The organism is Ramlibacter pinisoli, assembly GCF_009758015.1.
GTDB lineage: Bacteria > Pseudomonadota > Gammaproteobacteria > Burkholderiales > Burkholderiaceae_C > Ramlibacter > Ramlibacter pinisoli.
Map to the genome: position 1 here is coordinate 1,573,000 of NZ_WSEL01000009.1, position 17,589 is coordinate 1,590,588.

At 68.5% G+C, this 17,589-nt stretch carries 16 protein-coding genes and 3 tRNA genes; 10 read left to right on the forward strand and 9 right to left on the reverse strand.

From position 1 onward, the window contains the following. Positions 1–31 precede the first annotated feature (31 nt). From GON04_RS21895 to GON04_RS21920, 6 genes are all read left to right on the forward strand, one after another. Positions 32–895, forward strand: coding sequence for a fumarylacetoacetate hydrolase family protein (locus tag GON04_RS21895; RefSeq protein WP_157400106.1), 864 nt, complete (start codon positions 32–34; stop codon positions 893–895). Position 896: 1 nt separating this feature from the next. Beyond that, positions 897–2,969 (forward strand): hydantoinase/oxoprolinase family protein, encoded by a 2,073-nt coding sequence (locus GON04_RS21900; protein ID WP_157400107.1) that lies wholly within the window; start codon positions 897–899, stop codon positions 2,967–2,969. Next, complete coding sequence (locus GON04_RS21905; protein ID WP_157400108.1) at positions 2,966–4,729, forward strand: hydantoinase B/oxoprolinase family protein; 1,764 nt, start codon at positions 2,966–2,968, stop codon at positions 4,727–4,729. The genes GON04_RS21900 and GON04_RS21905 overlap by 4 nt, the downstream gene beginning before the upstream one ends. Positions 4,730–4,752: 23 nt before the next feature. Next, positions 4,753–5,124 (forward strand): hypothetical protein, encoded by a 372-nt coding sequence (locus GON04_RS21910; protein WP_157400109.1) that lies wholly within the window; start codon positions 4,753–4,755, stop codon positions 5,122–5,124. Between the two features lie 997 nt (positions 5,125–6,121). Then, positions 6,122–6,337 (forward strand): hypothetical protein, encoded by a 216-nt coding sequence (locus GON04_RS27135; protein WP_157400110.1) that lies wholly within the window; start codon positions 6,122–6,124, stop codon positions 6,335–6,337. Further along, on the forward strand, positions 6,334–7,431 hold the full coding sequence (locus GON04_RS21920) for a site-specific integrase (protein ID WP_157400111.1): 1,098 nt from the start codon (positions 6,334–6,336) through the stop codon (positions 7,429–7,431). Before GON04_RS27135 ends, GON04_RS21920 begins: the two co-directional genes overlap by 4 nt. An 89-nt stretch (positions 7,432–7,520) precedes the next feature. On the opposite strand, the gene GON04_RS21925 is transcribed toward GON04_RS21920, so the two are convergent. The 9 genes from GON04_RS21925 to folC all read right to left on the reverse strand — a co-directional run bounded on the left by GON04_RS21925 (position 7,521) and on the right by folC (position 14,615). Further along, positions 7,521–7,597 (reverse strand) — tRNA-Asp (locus GON04_RS21925). A 70-nt stretch (positions 7,598–7,667) separates the two neighbouring features. After that, positions 7,668–7,743, reverse strand: a tRNA-Glu gene (locus GON04_RS21930). 40 nt (positions 7,744–7,783) lie between these two features. Then, a tRNA-Ala gene (locus GON04_RS21935) sits at positions 7,784–7,859 on the reverse strand. 35 nt (positions 7,860–7,894) lie between these two features. Then, positions 7,895–9,277, reverse strand: coding sequence for a glutamate--tRNA ligase (gltX, locus tag GON04_RS21940; RefSeq protein ID WP_181653704.1), 1,383 nt, complete (start codon positions 9,275–9,277; stop codon positions 7,895–7,897). Further along, positions 9,274–10,485, reverse strand: coding sequence for an O-succinylhomoserine sulfhydrylase (locus GON04_RS21945; protein ID WP_181653705.1), 1,212 nt, complete (start codon positions 10,483–10,485; stop codon positions 9,274–9,276). Before GON04_RS21945 ends, gltX begins: the two co-directional genes overlap by 4 nt. Positions 10,486–10,487: 2 nt before the next feature. Further along, positions 10,488–12,008 carry an amidophosphoribosyltransferase gene (gene purF / locus GON04_RS21950; RefSeq protein ID WP_157400112.1) on the reverse strand — a complete coding sequence of 507 codons (1,521 nt, stop codon included), beginning with the start codon at positions 12,006–12,008 and terminating at the stop codon, positions 10,488–10,490. 19 nt (positions 12,009–12,027) lie between these two features. Beyond that, a complete protein-coding gene (locus GON04_RS21955; RefSeq protein ID WP_157400113.1) occupies positions 12,028–12,516 on the reverse strand; it encodes a CvpA family protein in 489 nt (162 codons plus the stop codon). 8 nt (positions 12,517–12,524) lie between these two features. Beyond that, positions 12,525–13,304 (reverse strand): SPOR domain-containing protein, encoded by a 780-nt coding sequence (locus GON04_RS21960; protein ID WP_157400114.1) that lies wholly within the window; start codon positions 13,302–13,304, stop codon positions 12,525–12,527. A 21-nt stretch (positions 13,305–13,325) separates the two neighbouring features. Continuing rightward, the gene (gene folC / locus GON04_RS21965; protein ID WP_157400115.1) at positions 13,326–14,615 is read right to left on the reverse strand and encodes a bifunctional tetrahydrofolate synthase/dihydrofolate synthase; all 1,290 of its coding nucleotides are present in this window, start codon (positions 14,613–14,615) and stop codon (positions 13,326–13,328) included. A gap of 41 nt (positions 14,616–14,656) precedes the next feature. Between folC and GON04_RS21970 the strand changes: the two genes are divergently transcribed. The 4 genes from GON04_RS21970 to argG all read left to right on the forward strand — a co-directional run bounded on the left by GON04_RS21970 (position 14,657) and on the right by argG (position 17,586). After that, positions 14,657–15,013: an ArsC family reductase gene (locus GON04_RS21970; RefSeq protein WP_157400116.1), complete on the forward strand. Its 357-nt coding sequence runs from the start codon at positions 14,657–14,659 to the stop codon at positions 15,011–15,013. Positions 15,014–15,109: 96 nt separating this feature from the next. Next, positions 15,110–15,778: a glycine zipper 2TM domain-containing protein gene (locus GON04_RS21975; protein ID WP_157400117.1), complete on the forward strand. Its 669-nt coding sequence runs from the start codon at positions 15,110–15,112 to the stop codon at positions 15,776–15,778. A gap of 136 nt (positions 15,779–15,914) precedes the next feature. Then, a complete protein-coding gene (ppnP, locus tag GON04_RS21980) occupies positions 15,915–16,232 on the forward strand; it encodes a pyrimidine/purine nucleoside phosphorylase (RefSeq protein WP_157400118.1) in 318 nt (105 codons plus the stop codon). 19 nt (positions 16,233–16,251) lie between these two features. Further along, the gene (gene argG, locus GON04_RS21985) at positions 16,252–17,586 is read left to right on the forward strand and encodes an argininosuccinate synthase (RefSeq protein ID WP_157400119.1); all 1,335 of its coding nucleotides are present in this window, start codon (positions 16,252–16,254) and stop codon (positions 17,584–17,586) included. Positions 17,587–17,589: the final 3 nt, after the last annotated feature.

The following is a 17,589-nucleotide window of genomic DNA, read 5'->3' on the forward strand; positions in this document are numbered from 1 at the left end:
CCCTCCATTCAACCCCACACACAGGAACACCATGAAGTTCATCAGCTTCGAGCGCAACGGCCAGGCCTCTTACGGCATCGTGCAGGAGGACCGTGTCCTTGACCTCGGTGCCGCGCTGGGCGGCCGTGCCCCCGACCTGAAGTCGCTGATCGCCCAGGGCCTGGTGACCGAGGCGATCGCGCTCGGCAAGCGTGAGCAAGGCTCAGTGGCGCTGGCCGAAGTCCGGCAGTTGCCGGTGATCCCCAACCCCGGAAAGATCATCTGCGTGGGCCTCAACTACGGCGAGCACGTGCGCGAGACCGGCCGCGAGACCACGGAGAGCCCGGCGCTGTTCGTGCGTTTCCCGGACTCGCAGGTCGCGCATGGAGAGGCGATCGTGCGGCCGCCGGAATCCGAGCGGCTCGACTATGAGGGCGAGATCGCCATCGTCATCGGCAAGGGCGGGCGCCGCATCGCGGAGGACCAGGCCTGGAACCACATCGCGGGCTACGCCTGCTACAACGACGGCTCCATCCGCGACTGGCAGCTCGCCACCACGCAGTGGACGGCCGGCAAGAACTTCTGGCGCACCGGCGGCTTCGGCCCCTGGATGGTCAGCGCCGACGAGATCGCGCCTGACCAGGTCATGACCCTGGTCACCCGGCTGAATGGCCAGGAGATGCAGCGCACGACCACCGACAAGATGATCCACGGCATCCCGCGCCAGATCGCCTACGTCTCGTCGTTCGTGCCGCTGTCCCCGGGCGATGTCATCGTCACCGGCACACCGGGCGGCGTGGGCGCCAAGCGCAACCCGCCGGTCTTCATGAAGGACGGCGACGTGGTCGAGATCGAGGTTGACGCAATCGGCATCCTGCGCAACCCGGTGCGCGACGAATCGCGGGCGGGGGCCTGAGATGCAGAAGGGAAGCCGACTGGCCGCCGACATCGGCGGCACCTTCACCGACGTCGCGTACTTCGACCCGGCCACCGGCGCACTGTCGCTGGGCAAGACGCTGAGCACGCCCGGCCGCATGGTGGACGGCATCGCCGGCGGCGTGGCCAAGGCCGGCACGACGTTTGCGCGGCCCGAGACCTTCCTGCACGGCTCCACGGTCGTCATCAACACGTTGCTGGAGCGCAAGGGGACCCGCACGGCGCTGCTGGTCACCGAGGGCTTCCGCGATATCTACGAGATCGGCCGCATCAATCGGCCGGACGCCTACAACTTGTTCTTCCGCAAGCACGTGCCGCTGGTCGAGCGGCGGTTGCGCTTCGAGGTGCGCGAGCGGCTGACGGCCGAGGGAACGGTGGACACGCCGCTCGACGAGGACGGTGTGCACCGCATCTGCGACCGGCTGGTCGAGGAAGGCATCGAGGCGGTCGCCATCCTGTTGCTGCACTGCTACGCCAACCCGGCGCACGAGCTGGCCGTCAAGCGCATCGTGCAGCAGCGCCTGCCGCACGCCTTCGTCAGCGCTTCGCACGAGCTGTCGCAGGAGTACCGCGAGTTCGAACGCTGCTCCACGGCCGTGGCCAATGCCTACGTCGGTCCCATCGTCCGCCGCTATGTGTCGGGGATCGACGCCCACCTGAACCAGGCCGGCTTCGACGGCAAGTTCCTGCTGGTGCAGTCCACCGGCGGGTTATACGAGTCGCAGCAGGCCCAGGTGCAGTGCGTGCGCATGCTGGAGTCCGGTCCTGCCGCCGGCGTGATCGGCGCGCATGCGCTGTGCCGGGAGCTGGGCCTACGCAATGCGGTGGCCTTCGACATGGGCGGGACCACCGCCAAGGCGGGCGTGATCCACAACGACGCCGTGCTGACCACCAATCTGGCCATGGTCGGCGGCTACAACGAGGGCCTGCCGATCCAGATCCCGCTGGTCGACGTGTTCGAGGTCGGCACGGGTGGCGGGAGCATCGCCGAGGTGGACGTGGGCGGCGCCCTGCACGTGGGCCCCCGCAGCGCCGGCGCCGAGCCCGGACCGGCCTGCTACGGTCGCGGCGGTACCTTCGCGACCGTCACCGATGCCAACCTGGTCCTCGGCCGGCTGGGCGTCGCGAGCTTCCTGGGGGGCGAGATGCCGCTGGACCGCGACGCTGCGGCGACGGCGATCCGCGAGCGCGTGGCCCGGCCGCTGGGCCTGGACGAAGTGGCCGCGGCCGAGGGCATCCTGCGCATCGCGGTCACCAAGATGTCCTATGCGGTCAAGGGCGTGTCGACCGAGCGCGGCTTCGATGCGGCGGCCTTTCCCCTCATCGCCTACGGCGGCGCCGGGCCGCTGCACGCCAGTGCCATCGGCCGCGAGATCGGCATGCGCCAACTGATCATTCCGCGCGCGCCGGGCCACTTCTGCGCCTTCGGCATGCTGCATTCGGACCTGCGCTACGACAATGTTCGAACCACGTTCCGCAAGCTCGAGGAGATGGACTTCACCGAGGTCGAACACGCCTTCGAGGAACTGGCCGCCATCGGCCGGCGCACGCTGACTGAGAGCCGGGTGAAGACCGCCTCGGTGAACGTGGACTACGCCGCCGACATGCGCTATGTGGGCCAGGAGCATTCCGTGACGGTGGACCTGGTGCCCGGCATGCTCGCCGCGCGCGACCGGAAGGCCCTGAAGCGGCGCTTTGACGAGGTCCACCAGCAGCGCTACGGCACCTGCGCCCCGGCCGAGAAGGTGGAGATCGTCACCCTGCGCGCGGCGGTGATCGGGGTGATGGACAAGCCTTCGATGGAGACCATCGCGACCGGTGATGCCGCGCCCCCGGCCGCCGCACGCCGTGGCAGCCGCGAGGTCTACTACAGCGAACTGAGCCGCACCGTGCCCGCGATGGTGTTCGACCGCGACCGGCTGCTGGCGGGCAACCGAATCGATGGCCCCGCGCTGGTGGAGGAGCACGCATCCACCACCGTCCTCCTTCCGGGCGACCGGCTCGAGGTGGACGCATACGGCAACCTGAGGATCGAACTGGGAGGAAAGACATGACCACGCCAACCGGGCGCCCGCACACGGATGCGGTGCTGACAGAAATCGTGCGCAACGGCGTGCTGGCCGTGACCGAGGAAATGAAGACCAACCTCATGCGCACGGCCTACAACATGATTATCTACGAGGCCCTGGACTTCACGGTGGGCCTGTTCACCGCCGAGGGCGAGACCATCTCCATCGGCATCGGGCTGCCCAGCTTCATCCGCGGCATGTCCAACACGATCAAGGCCAAGCTGGCGCACTACGTCGACCCGGAGAACGGCTCGATCGGGCCCGATGACATCCTGGTCACAAACGACGCCTACACCACCGGCAGCCACCTCAACCACTTCACCTTCAGCCAGCCGATCTTCTGCGACGGCCGGCTCACGGCCTGGTCGTGTTGCATGGCGCACTGGCCCGACGTCGGAGGCTCTCTGGGCGGAGTCACGTCGGACATCTACTCCGAGGGCCTGCAGATCCCGGTGATGAAGTACCAGGACGCCGGCCGAGTCAACCAGGACCTGGTGCGCATCATCAAGACCAACGTCCGGCTGGCCGAGCGCGCCATGGGCGACCTGCGAGCCCAAATCGTGGCAGTGAACACCGGCCACCGGCGCTTCTCGGAGTTGCTGGCCCGCTACGGCCGCGAGCCGGTGCTGGCGTCCATTGCCAACATCATGGACCTGTCCGAGGCCGCGGCCCGGGCCCGCACCCGCTCGATCCCGGACGGCATCTACGAGGCCGAGTCGTTCATGGACGACGACGGGCTGGACCTGGGGACGCGCGTGCCCATCAAGGTGCGCGTGATCAAAAAGGACGACCAGATCACGGTTGACCTGTCCGAGGTGGCCCCACAGGTGCGCGGCTTCTTCAACTCCGGCCCGAGCACCGGCTACTCCTGCGCGCAGGTGGCCTACAAGTGCCTGACCTCGCCGACCGACTACCCGATCAACGAAGGCAGCTTCCGGCCGCTGAAGGTGATCGTGCCCGAGGGAACGGTGGTCAGCGCCAGCAAGCCGGCCGCGATGCGGAAGTGGATGACCTTCCCGATGACCGTAGTCGACACCATCTTCAAGGCCATGGCGCAGGCCATTCCCGACCGCACCATTGCCGCCCACCACGCCGATCTGGTGATCGCCCTGTTCCACGGCATCTCGCCGAAAGACGGGCAGTTCTTCATCGGCTTCATCGGTCCCACCGGCGGCGGCTGGGGGGCGAAGCAGTCCGAGGACGGCATGAGCGGCGTGGTGTGCTCCAACGACGGCGATACCCACAACAGTCCTTGCGAGCAGTTGGAGGCCAAGTACCCGATCCTGATCGAGCGACAGGCCCTGCGGCCAGACTCGGGTGGTGCCGGCCTTCACCGCGGCGGCCTGGGCACCGAGACGGTTGTGCGGGCCCGCGCGACGCTGGCAGTGGACATCCAGTCCGACCGCATGCACTGTCCGCCCTGGGGACTGGAAGGCGGGCACGCCGGTCTGGCCAATGAGGTGTTCGTCGCGGCTAAGGGGGAAGACCCGGCGCAGCAGCAGACGGGCAAGGTGCGCAACCAGCGACTGCGCTCGGGCGATCGGCTGTTCCTGCGCGCCGGCGGCGGTGGCGGCTTCGGCCCGCCCGAACAGCGCGACCCCGAGCTGGTGGCCCACGACGTGCGCCAGGGCTACGTGGGCGCCGATGGCGCGCGGGAGAAGTACAAGGTGGTGCTGCGCGGCGACGGCAGCGTCGACGGCGCGGCCACGCAGGCCCTGCGCTCGGCCCGCGCCGTCCCGGGGTGAGCAGCGGCATTACAGGAGCCCGCATGACCGCTCCCGCCAACTCCGGTGCCATCGCGTTGCGCGCCATCGGCCTCATGGCCGAGTGGCGCCGGCTGGGCGCGGCCCACCTGGCGCTGGGCGGCGGCGTGTCCTGCGCTTGCGGCTCGGCGTTCGACGGTATATCCGTCGAGGACCTCGAGCACGATCTGGTCGACTACGTCCACGAGAAGCACCGCGGGACGCCGGCGCTAGGCCTGCTGTTCGCGGCCGCTGGCTGCACCAGCGACGCCAGCTGCGACCTCGCCACCCTGCTGCGCACCATTGCCGAAGCGCGCATCGACGATCCGGCCCTGCTGGAGGCGCTGCTCGCCGATCTTGAACGCGCCATTTCAGGTCTCGCGAACGACCGGCGCTGACGCAGGGCACAGGAGGGCTGGGGGATCAGGCGAGCAGATCTCGACCGGCTTACGCGGACGGCTGGCCAGAGGCCCGGGCGGCCTCAGGCTGGTGGGCCGGAGTGGCGAGCATCGTGGGTGGAGCACTTGCGGGCCACGCACGGCGCCCACCTGGAGTGGACGCTCGAGCGCCTTGTGCACTGGCGCTAGACCAATGGGGTGGCGACCGGCCGCACGTCGCTCGTCTGCTTGAAGAGCGGCGCCATCCCTAGCACGGCTACCGCGCCCGCCTGGGCCTGCTCTCGCTGGCAAGGAAGTGCGGCAAGCCCACGCTCGAAGCTGCGTGCCTGGTGGCGCTAGAGATGGGCACGGCGTGCCACAGCCTCGTGCGAGACATCCTGGCCAACGGGCGCGACAAGGTCGCCCTTGGCAGTTTCCTGGCCGACAAACATGCTTGCGCCGCTGTCCGATCAGCCCGGTAGCGGCGGCGGGGTCGAGGGCGATGGTTCACGCCCAAGTTCCGCCCTTCGCTCAGTCCCTGATGTCACCCGAGTGAGCGCTTGTCACCGCAGGGCTCTGAACCCGGCGCGTGTCGCCATTCCTCGCGTTGCCGGGTGCTTCCAGCTCGGTCCGATTTCGTAATCGGAAGTTCTTGCCTGCGAGGCACCTACCGAAGGAGCATCCCCGCGCAGGCCTCAAGTTGCCGTGGCCTGAAAACTCGTTGGCACCCGTGGCAGAAGATCTTCCGACAGCATCACGGCCGCCTTTACCGGCGGGAACACTCCCGCCGCTGCAGATTCCACCTTTCGAGCCTCGCTCCAAGGCGGTTCACCGTAACCATGGCTACACGATCCATGGTTTCAGCAACTTGCCCTTCGCCGCAAAGGCCCCTTGTCGTTTCGCGCCGGATCGTTCACGCACTTCCCGTTCTTGTCGGTCGCTCGGCTGCGTCCGGATCACCGTCGGACGGGGGTGGCCTGTGAGCGGGATCACGCTGTCTACGGACGAACTCGTTGCCTTGACCGGCTACCAGCAGGCCACAAGGCAGCTTGCCGTGTTGCACACCCGCGGGTTTCTGCGCGCATTCATCAGCCGCCGCGGCGATCTGGTGCTGGAGCGAGCGCACTACGAATCTGTGAGCAGGGGCGAAGTTCACGCAGTCGTCGATGGAAAGGTCCTCGCCCAGCCGGTGCGCAAGCAGGCCAATCTCGAGTTCCTGAAGGGGAAGGCATGACGCGCCCCCGCGAAGTCGCAGACGGACTTCCCTATCGCGTGTACGAGCGGTACGGCAAGCGTGTCTATTCAATCGGCTACAAGCTTCCGTCCAACAAGTGGGCGTTCAGCTACCAGTGCAAGGTGACCGACCGCCGGGGAATCGCAATCGCACGCAAGAAGGCCATCCTGGAATCCCAGAACGTCACGAACGACGCGCCCATCGGCGCCTTCGCCGGCCTTGTCAATGCGTGGTTCGCATGGCAGGAGGCGATGCCCCAAGCCAACGGGCACAAGCGCGCGGAATCAACGATCAACGAGAACCGTCGGGAGGCAAACAATCTGGTCCGCGCCTGGGGCCATTTTGAGCCGCGCGAGATCACCAAGAAAATGGGCGCCGACTACCTTGAGGCATGCTTCGCCACCCGCCCGAAGAAGGGCAACAAGGAGATGGCGCTTGCCTCCGTGATCCTCGAGTGGGGGGCCGGCAAGGGCCTGCTGGAGACGAACCCTCTGGCAAACCTGGTCAAGAACATCGTCCGGAGCGATGTGCCCAAGCGTCGCGTGAGCGCCGAGGAACTCAAGCGGGCCGTGGAGACCGGCCGCAAGATGGGCGGCGCTTGCCACATCGTTGCCATGGGCCTCAAGACCGCCTGGCTGTGCGTTCGGCGATCCGTCGAAGTGCGTGCCCTCACCGTGGAGGGCATCACAGCTGAGGGCATCAAGTGGTCCGACGGCAAGGATCCGACCAAACCTGCGGCGCTCATCGAGTGGAGCGACGACTTGCGCGAGGCCATCAACGAAACCCTGGCCATCAAGCGCTTCGAGGACGCCGGCACCATGTACCTGTTCGGGAACATGCGCGGGCAGCGCTACACCAAGGGCGGCTGGAAGAAGATCCTGCACAACCTGATGACCGAGTGCGAGCGGGTCGCCAAGCTGGAGGGTAAGCCGTTCGCCAAGTTCAGCCTGCAGGACTGCCGCCCCATGGGCGTGACGGACAAGCTCGAGAAGGGTCACACGGACGTCAAGGACGCCACCTTGCACAGCAGCGACAAGATGATCGCGGCGACGTACGACCGCCGCCGGGTGCGGCGCGCGACGCCCGTGACCTGAGATGCTTATTCCAAAAACCCGGACTTATTCCAAAAACGAAAAACGGGTTCCAGTCTTGCGACCGGAACCCGTTGATCTTCCTCGTTTTTTGGCGGAGTGGACGGGACTCGAACCCGCGACCCCCGGCGTGACAGGCCGGTATTCTAACCAACTGAACTACCACTCCACGTGGTGCGGCGTTTTGCTCTTGCGAGCCAAGTGCCTGCCACTTGTGCCTCGATCACTGACGTGAATCTTGGCGACCCTACGGGGATTCGAACCCCGGTACTCACCGTGAAAGGGTGATGTCCTAGGCCTCTAGACGATAGGGTCGTAACCTAGGGAATTGCTTCCGTCTCTCTCGACACTTTGATGGTGGAGGTAAGCGGGATCGAACCGCTGACCTCTTGCATGCCATGCAAGCGCTCTCCCAGCTGAGCTATACCCCCGTTGGGTGTCGAGCCTCGAATTCTAACCCAAAAAATCAGCTCTTCGCCAGTCTCTGCAAGACAACTTCGCGAGGCAGCAGTTCGAGCACCGCATCGAGCGACGGCGTCTGCGCCGTGCCCAGTACCAGCACGCGCACCGGCATCGCCAGTTGCGGCATCTTGAGCCCGGTGGCGCGCAGCACCTCCTTGATGCTCTCGGCGATGGCGGCCTTCTCCCAGGCCACGCCTTCGAGCATCCGGGCCAGCATGCTCAGGGCCGGGCGCACGCCTTCCGTGATGTGCTTGGCGAGGTCTTCGTCCGACGGCTTCACCGGCAGGTAGAAGCGCGCAGCCCAGTCGGCCAGTGCCACCGTCGTGTCGCAGCGGTCCTTGAGCAGGCCGCACAGCTGCGCAAGGCGCTGGTCGGGCTCGATGCCGCGCGCGCGCAGGTGCTTCTCGACCAGCGGGGCCAGCTCGCTGTCGGGCATGGCCTTCATGTGCTGGGCGTTCACCCAGCGCAGCTTGGCCTCGTCGAACTGGGCCGCGCTCTTGCCCAGGTGGTCGAGCGAGAACCACTGCAGGAACTGCTCGCGGCTGAAGATCTCGGCGTCGCCGTGCGACCAGCCCAGGCGCGCCAGGTAGTTCACCACCGCATCGGCCAGGTAGCCCTCGTCGCGGAACTGCGTCACCGGCTTGGCGCCGTTGCGCTTGCTCATCTTCTCGCCGCGCTCGTTCAGCACCGTGGGCAGGTGCGCGTACACCGGCGGCTCCTGGCCGAGTGCGCGGAAGATGTTGATCTGGCGCGGCGTGTTGTTCACGTGGTCGTCGCCGCGCACCACGTGCGTGATGCGCATGTCGATGTCGTCCACCACCACGCAGAAGTTGTACGTGGGCGTGCCGTCCGGCCGCGCGATGACCAGGTCGTCGAGTTCGTCGTTGCTGATCTCGATGCGGCCCTTGACCTTGTCGTCCCACGCCACCGAGCCGCCCACCGGGTTGCGGAAGCGCAGCACCGGCTGCACGCCGGCCGGCACCGGCGGCAGGGTCTTGCCCGGCTCGGGCCGCCAGGTGCCGTCGTAGCGCGGCTTTTCCTTGTTGGCCATCTGCCGCTCGCGCAGGGCGTCGAGCTCGGCCACGCTCATGTAGCAGGGATAGACCAGGTCGCGCTCCTGCATCTGCCGCAGCACTTCCTTGTAGCGGTCCATGCGCTGCATCTGGTAGTGCGGGCCCTCGTCGTGGTCGAGGCCGAGCCAGGCCATGCCTTCGAGGATGACGTCGACCGCCGCCTGCGACGAGCGCTCGAGGTCGGTGTCCTCGATGCGCAGGATGAAGGTGCCGCCCTGCGAACGGGCGAAGGCCCACGGGTACAGGGCCGAGCGGATGTTGCCCAGGTGGATGAAGCCGGTGGGCGACGGCGCGAAGCGGGTTCTGACGGTCACAGCTTGTCGAGGCCGCGCGAGAGGTCGGCCTTCAGGTCGTCGATGTGTTCGAGGCCAACGGCCACGCGCAGCAGGCCCTGGCCGATGCCGGCCGCCTGGCGCTGCTCCTCGGTGAGCCGGCCATGGGAGGTGGTGGCCGAATGGCTGATGATGGTCTTGGTGTCGCCGAGGTTGGTGGCGATGCTCATCACCTGCGCGCTGTCGATCACCGTGAAGGCGTTGGCGCGCAGCTGCTGCGGATCGGCGCCCCGCACGTCGAACGACAGCACGGCGCCGCCCTTGCCCGACTGCTGGCGCATGGCCAGGGCGTGCTGCGGGTGCGACTCCAGGCCGGGGTAGTACACGCGGGTGACGGCGGGGTGCGACTCGAGGAAGCGTGCCACCGCCATCGCGTTGGCGCACTGCGCCTGCATGCGGATGCCCAGCGTCTCCAGGCCCTTGAGCACCACCCAGGCGTTGAACGGCGCCAGCGTCATGCCGGCGGTGCGCACGATGGGCGCGAACACCTCGTTGATCAACCGGGCCGAGCCGCACAGCGCACCGGCCATCACGCGGCCCTGGCCGTCGAGATACTTGGTGCCGGAGTGCATCACCAGGTCGGCGCCCAGGTCGACCGGGCGCTGCAGCGCGGGCGAGCAGAAGCAGTTGTCCACCGTCAGCAGCGCGCCGCCGGCGTGCGCGATGTCGGCCAGCGCGCGGATGTCGCAGACCTCGGTGAGCGGGTTGGTCGGCGTCTCGGCGAACAGCAGCCGGGTGTTGGGGCGCATCGCCACCTTCCACTCCTGCAGGTCGGTCTGCGACACGAAGGTGGACTCGACCCCGAACTTGCCGAACTCCTTGGCGAACAGGTTCAGCGTCGAGCCGAACACCGAGCGGGAGCAGACGACGTGGTCGCCGGCCTTGAGCAGCCCCATGCCGAGCAGCAGGATGGCGGCCATGCCGGTGGACGTCGCGATCGCGGCCTCCGTCCCCTCCATCGCCGCCAGCCGCTGCTCGAAGCTGGTGACGGTGGGGTTGGACGTGCGCGCGTAGGTGTAGCCCTCCTGCGGGTTCGCGAAGCGCTGCGCCGAGGTCTGGGCGTCGGGCTGCACGAAGCCGCTGGTGAGGAACAGCGCCTCGGAGTTCTCGCCCCACTGGCTGGGCGGCAGGCCGGCGCGCACCGCCAGGGTGTCGCGGTGCAGGCCCGGTGGCAGGGTCTTGACTTGCATGCTCAGGCCTCCTGCGCGTTGGGCAGCGCCAGGCGCGAGGTGGACTCCTCCAGCGGGTCCTCCTGGCCGACGCGCGCCTCGTTGATGCGCACGATGTCCTCGGGGTTGATGTCGCCGGTGACGTACACGCCGTCGAAGCAGGAGGCGTCGAAGCCGTCCAGCTTCGGGCCGGTGGCCGGCGAGGCGGCCATCACCGCGCGCTTCATGCTGTCGACGTCCTGGTAGATCAGCGCGTCGCAGCCGATGATCTCGCGCACCTCGTCCACCGTGCGGCCGTAGGCCACCAGCTCGCTGGCGGTGGGCATGTCGATGCCGTACACGTTGGGGAAACGCACCGGCGGCGCGGCGCTGGCCAGGTAGACCTTCTTCGCGCCGGCATCGCGCGCCATCTGCACGATCTCGCGGCTGGTGGTGCCACGCACGATGGAGTCGTCGACCAGCAGCACGTTGCGGCCGCGGAACTCGCTGGCGATGACGTTGAGCTTCTGGCGCACCGACTTCTTGCGCACGCCCTGCCCCGGCATGATGAAGGTGCGGCCGACGTAGCGGTTCTTCACGAAGCCTTCGCGGTACGGCACGCCCAGCAGGTGGGCCAGCTGGGTGGCGCTGGGCCGGCTCGACTCGGGGATGGGGATGATGACGTCGATCTCACTGGGCGGCACCGTCGACACCACCCGCTTGGCCAGCGTCTCGCCCAGGTTCAGGCGGGCCTGGTAGACCGAGATGCCGTCCAGCACCGAGTCGGGCCGCGCCAGGTAGACGTACTCGAAGATGCAGGGGTGCAGGCTGGGCTTGTCGGCGCACTGCCTGGCGTGCAGCTGGCCCTGCAGGTCGATGAACACCGCCTCGCCCGCCGCCACGTGGCGCTCGAACTGGTGGCCGGTGCCCTCCAGCGTGACCGATTCGCTGGCCACCATCACGGTGCCGTCCTTGCCGCGGCCGATCGACAGCGGCCGGATGCCATAAGGATCGCGGAAGGCCAGCACGCCGTGGCCGGCGATGAGGGCGATCACCGCGTAGGAGCCGCGCACGCGCCGGTGCACGTTGGCCACCGCCGTGAACACGTCCTGCGGCTGCAGCTGGGCGCCGCGGGTCGACTTCTCCAGCTCGTGCGCGAACACGTTGAGCAGCACCTCGGAGTCGCTCTCGGTGTTGATGTGGCGGTGGTCGGTGGTGAACAGCTCGGCCTGGAGCGCCTGCGCGTTGGTGAGGTTGCCGTTGTGCACCAGCACGATGCCGTAGGGCGCGTTCACGTAGAAGGGCTGCGCCTCTTCCTCGCTGTACGCGTTGCCGGCCGTCGGGTAGCGCACCTGGCCCAGCCCAACGTTGCCCGGCAGGGCCCGCATGTTGCGGGTGCGGAAGACGTCACGCACCATGCCCTTGGCCTTGTGCATGAAGAACTTGCGCTCCAGCTGGGTGACGATGCCGGCCGCATCCTGGCCGCGGTGCTGCAGCAGCAGCAGCGCGTCGTAGATCAGCTGGTTGACGGGGGCGGCGCTGACGACGCCGACGATTCCACACATGGCAAGAGCCTTCCTGAAGTCATTCCGGCAGGTACTGGCCGAACCTCTCGGGCAGCACCGGCTTCAATCCCTTGAGCGCCGTCGTCGAGACGGCGGCGCCCATCGATTCGGTCCACCACGCCGCACTGCGCAGCGGGGTCATGTTCACCACCACGGCCGCGGCCAGCAGCAGCACCACGCCGCGCACCAGGCCGAACGCCGCGCCCAGCGCGCGGTCGACCGGCCGCAGGCCCGCGGCCTCGACCAGCTTGCGCATGCCCCAGGCCACCAGTCCGCCCGCGAACAGCGCCAGCACGAACACCGTGCCGAAGCCCGCCGCGTAGCGCACCGGCTCGGCGGCAGCACCCATCGGCAGCCAGCCCCCGGCCTGCGGTGCCAGCCACTGTGCCAGCACGAAGGCAACCAGCCAGCTCAGCACCGAGAGCACCTCGTAGACCAGCCCGCGCAGCACGCCCAGCAGGAAGGACGCGAGCAGCACGACAACGAACACCCAGTCGAGCGGCGCCAACGATCACCTCACAAGGTGAGGATGGCCGCTGGCAAATCCAGTTCCTTGATCTTGCTGGCCGCCTTGTCGGCTTCTGACCGGGTCGCGAACGGCCCGACCCGGACCCGGATGCGCTTGCCGTCCTTGGTCTCGGCCACGTGGGTATAGGTCTTGAGGCCCGATTTTTCGACCTTCAGCCGGGTCTCGCGCGCCTTGACGGCATCGGCAAAGGCACCGACCTGGACCACGAAGCGGCCGTCGGCGGCGGCAGGCCGGTCGCGGGCCTCGGCCTGCACCGGCTTGCCTTCGAGCAAGCTCTGCGCGCGCGAGGCATCGACCGGCGGCGCGGCCGGCGCGGACGACGTTGTCTTGGCCACGGGCGCCGACGCGGGCGCCTTGGCCGCCGGCTCGGACCGGGCAACGGTCTCCGGCCTGGCGGCGGGCCTGGCTGCCTCGGCCTTGGACGGCTCCCTGGCTTCCGGCCTGGATGCGTCCTGCGGTTCCGCCTTGGCGACCGCCGGCGCCGACGCCGGTGCGGCGACCGCGGCCTGCGGGCCGGACGCCCTGGTGGCCGGCATCGGCAGCGGCTTGGCCTTGTTGCGATCCGGGATCTCGATCGGGATGTCGACCGCCACCGGGCGCGGCTGGGTGTCGAACAGGAGGGGGAAGCCGATGACGCCGATCAGCACCAGCACCGCCGCGCCGATCAGGCGATGCCGCGCGCGGCGCCGCAGGACTTCGACGCTCTCGGCCTGCGCCGGCGTGGCCGGTGTCGCGTCGCCACCCTTGCGGAACTTGAAAAAGGCCATGCAGCGTGTCGCGGTGGAGGGTCAGGAGCCCAGGTGGCGGGCCTGGAGGCGGGGGACGCCATCCTTGAGGACACCGCCCACCGTGTAGAACGATCCGAAGACCAGGATTCTATCAGTGGGGTCTGCCGCGGCCACCGCGCTGCGCAGGGCCTCCTCGGGCGAGGAATGGGTGCTGGAGGCCACGTCCTTGCGGGCCGTCTGCGACTGCCAAAGGGCCTGCAGCGAGGTGGCGGCGGCGGCGCGCGGCGTCGGCAGGTCGGCGAAGTACCAGCGGTCCACCAGCGGGTCGAGCTTGCGCAGCATCACCGCCAGGTCCTTGTCGCCCATGGCGCCGAACACCGCGTGCGTCGTCGGGTAGAAGCCCATGGCATCGAGGTTGGCCGCCAGCGCCGCCACCGAATGCGGGTTGTGGGCGACGTCGAGCACCAGCGCCGGCTGGCCGGGCACGATCTGGAAGCGGCCGGGCAGGTCGACCATCGACAGGCCGTTGCGCACCGCCTGCGCCGTGACGGGCACCCGGTCGCGCAGGGCGGTCAGCGCCGCCAGCACGCCCGAGGCGTTGATCAACTGGTTGGCGCCGCGCAGCGCCGGGTAGCCCAGGCCGGCATAGCGCCGCCCGCGGCCGGCCCAGGCCCACTGCTGCTTGTCGCCCGAGAAATTGAAGTCGCGGCCGAGCAGCCACAGGTCGGCGCCGGTCGTCTCGGCGGCGGCGAGCACGCTGCGCGGCGGCACCGGGTCGCTCACGATGGCCGGCTTGCCGACCCGCAGGATGCCGGCCTTCTCGCGCCCGATCGCCTCCCGGTCGGGACCGAGGAACTCCTGGTGGTCCAGGTCGATGCTGGTGATGACGGCGCAGTCGGCATCGACGATGTTCACCGCATCCAGCCGGCCGCCCAAGCCCACCTCCAGGATCACCAGGTCCAGCCCGCTGGCTGCCAGAAGGTCCAGGATGGCCAGCGTCGTGAACTCGAAATAGGTCAGCTGCACGTCCTGGCGAGCCGCCTCCACGTGCGCGAAGTGCGGCACCAGCGCCTCGGCCGCCACCGCCTCGCCGTTCAGGCGGCAGCGCTCCTCGAAGTGCACGAGGTGGGGCGAGGTGTAGAGCCCGGTGCGCCAGCCCGCCTGCCGGGCGATGGACTCCAGCATGGCGCAGGTGGAGCCCTTGCCGTTGGTGCCGGCGACGGTGACCACCGGACAACGGAACGCCAGGCCCATGCGTTGTGACACCATCCGGACGCGATCCAGGCCCAGGGCGATCGTCTTGGGGTGCAGGCGCTCGCAGTGTGCGAGCCAGTCTTGCAAGGTCTGCATGGCCCCGATTGTCCCAGTTCACCAGTTCACCCCGAGCTCCCATGTCCATCACCGTCTACGGCATCCCCAACTGCGACACGGTCAAGAAGGCGCGCACCTGGCTAGACGCCCACGGCGTGGCCTATGCCTTCCACGACTTCAAGAAGGCCGGCGTCCCGGCCGACCGGCTGGCGGCCTGGAGCCGCGCCGCCGGCTGGGACAAGCTGCTCAACCGCCAGGGCACCACCTGGCGCAAGCTCGATCCGGGCGTGCAGGCCGCCGTCCACGACGACGCCAGCGCCCGCCAGCTGATGCTGGCCCAGCCCAGCGTCATCAAGCGGCCGGTGGTGGAATGGCCGGGCCGCACCACGGTGGGATTCGATCCCGCCACCTGGGAATCGTTGGCCGAGGGTGGCTGATCCAGGAACTTTTACCGCCGCTTTACCCTCCAGTCAGGTGCCGCTGACATGCCTTCCCTAGAATTTCCTGCATCCCTGCCTCCTGTGAGGTTTTCCATGAAACAAGTCGTTGCCCTCACCCTCCTCGGCCTCGCGGCCGCCGGCGCCGCCCAGGCGCAGGAAGTCGGCCGCGTGCTCTCCAGCACCCCGGTCGTCCAGCAGGTGGCCGTGCCGCGCCAGATGTGCGGCACCCAGCAGGTCGCCGTGCAGCAGCCCAAGACCGGCGCCGGTGCCGCCATGGGCGCCATCGCCGGCGGTGCGGTCGGCAACCAGATCGGCTCCGGCGGCGGCAAGGCCGCGGCCACCATCCTGGGCGTGGTCGGCGGGCTGGTGCTCGGCGACCGCATCGAGGGGTCGCCCACCACGGTGCAGAACGTGCAGAACTGCACGACCCAGACCGTCTACGAGAACCGCACCATGAGCTACAACGTGGTGTACGAGTTCAACGGCAAGCAATACACCGTGAACATGCCGCAGGATCCGGGCCCCACGGTGCGCCTGCAGGTCACGCCGATGACGGCGAACGGCATGGAGTCGGTGCCGCCCCCGGCAATCCACCAGCCGGCCCCGCCCCAGCCCATGGTCAGCGCCCCGCCGGTCGTGTACGGCCAGCCGGTGCAGACCGTGGTGGTGCCCTCGGCCTACTACTACCCGCGGCCGTACTACTACCCGCCCGTGGGAGTGAACCTGGGCTTCGTGTACGGCGGGCACGGCCACTGGCGCTGACGCGGCCGCGCGCCGCGCCCGCAACCAAGGCCGCCTCCGGGCGGCCTTGTCATTGGTGGCGGCCCGCGCCGGGCGGAATGGGCGCCGTGGCGGGTCGCCTAAAATCGACCGTTTCCCCCGATCCCCACCCTTTCCCATGACCACCGAGACCCTCCCCGGCGTCAGCGTGACCACGCGCGCCAACGTGTACTTCGACGGCAAGTGCGTGAGCCACGGCGTCACCTTCCCGGACGGCACGAAGAAATCGGTGGGCGTCATCCTGCCCGCCCAGCTGACCTTCAACACCGGCGCGCCCGAGATCATGGAATGCGTGGCCGGCGCCTGCGACTACAAGCTGGCCGGCAGCGACCGCTGGCTGACCTCGGCCGCCGGCGAGCGCTTCTCGGTGCCGGGCAACTCGAGCTTCGAGATCCGCGTGACCGAGGCGTACCACTACATCTGCCATTTCGGCTGAACCCGAGGGACCGCCGGCCATGGCCACCATCCTGCAGAACCTGCCCACCGGCCAGAAGGTCGGCATCGCCTTTTCCGGCGGCCTGGACACCAGTGCCGCGCTGCTGTGGATGCAGAAGAAGGGCGCCCTGCCCTATGCATACACCGCCAACCTGGGCCAGCCCGACGAGCCCGACTACGACGCCATCCCGCGCAAGGCGATGGAGTACGGCGCCAAGCTGGCCCGCCTAATCGACTGCCGCCTGCAGCTGGCGCACGAGGGCATCGCGGCGCTGCAGAGCGGCGCCTTCCACGTCTCCACCGCCGGCCTGACCTACTTCAACACCACGCCGCTGGGCCGCGCCGTCACCGGCACCATGCTGGTGGCCGCCATGAAGGAGGACGACGTCCACATCTGGGGCGACGGCTCCACCTTCAAGGGCAACGACATCGAGCGGTTCTACCGCTACGGCCTGCTGACCAACCCGTCGCTGAAGATCTACAAGCCCTGGCTCGACCAGGCCTTCATCGACGAACTGGGCGGCCGCAAGGAGATGAGCGAGTTCCTCATCGCCAACGGCTTCGACTACAAGATGTCGGTCGAGAAGGCCTACAGCACCGACTCCAACATGCTGGGCGCGACCCACGAGGCCAAGGATCTGGAGCAGCTGGACTCGGGCATCCGCATCGTCAATCCCATCATGGGCGTGGCGTTCTGGAAGGACGAGGTCGAGGTCAAGCGCGAGCAGGTGTCGGTGCGCTTCGAGGAAGGCCAGCCGGTCGCCCTCAACGGCCAGACGTTCGCCGACCCCGTCGCCCTCATCCTCGAGGCCAACCGCATCGGCGGCCGCCACGGGCTGGGCATGAGCGACCAGATCGAAAACCGCATCATCGAGGCCAAGAGCCGCGGCATCTACGAGGCCCCGGGCCTGGCGCTGCTGCACATCGCCTACGAGCGCCTGGTCACCGGCATCCACAACGAGGACACCATCGAGCAGTACCGCGACAGCGGCCGCAAGCTCGGCCGCCTGCTGTACCAGGGCCGCTGGTTCGACCCGCAGGCCATCATGCTGCGCGAAGCCGCGCAGCGGTGGGTGGCGCGCGCCATCACCGGCGAGGTCACGCTGGAACTGCGGCGCGGCAACGACTACTCGCTGCTCAACACCGAGAGCCCCAACCTCACCTATGCGCCCGAGCGGCTGTCGATGGAGAAGGTGGAGGACGCGCCGTTCTCGCCGCTCGACCGCATCGGCCAGCTGACCATGCGCAACCTCGACATCGTCGACACGCGCCAGAAGCTGGGCGTGTACAGCCGCGCCGGCCTGCTGTCGCTGGGCGGCGATTCGCCGCTGCCGCAGCTCACCGACGAACGCTGACCG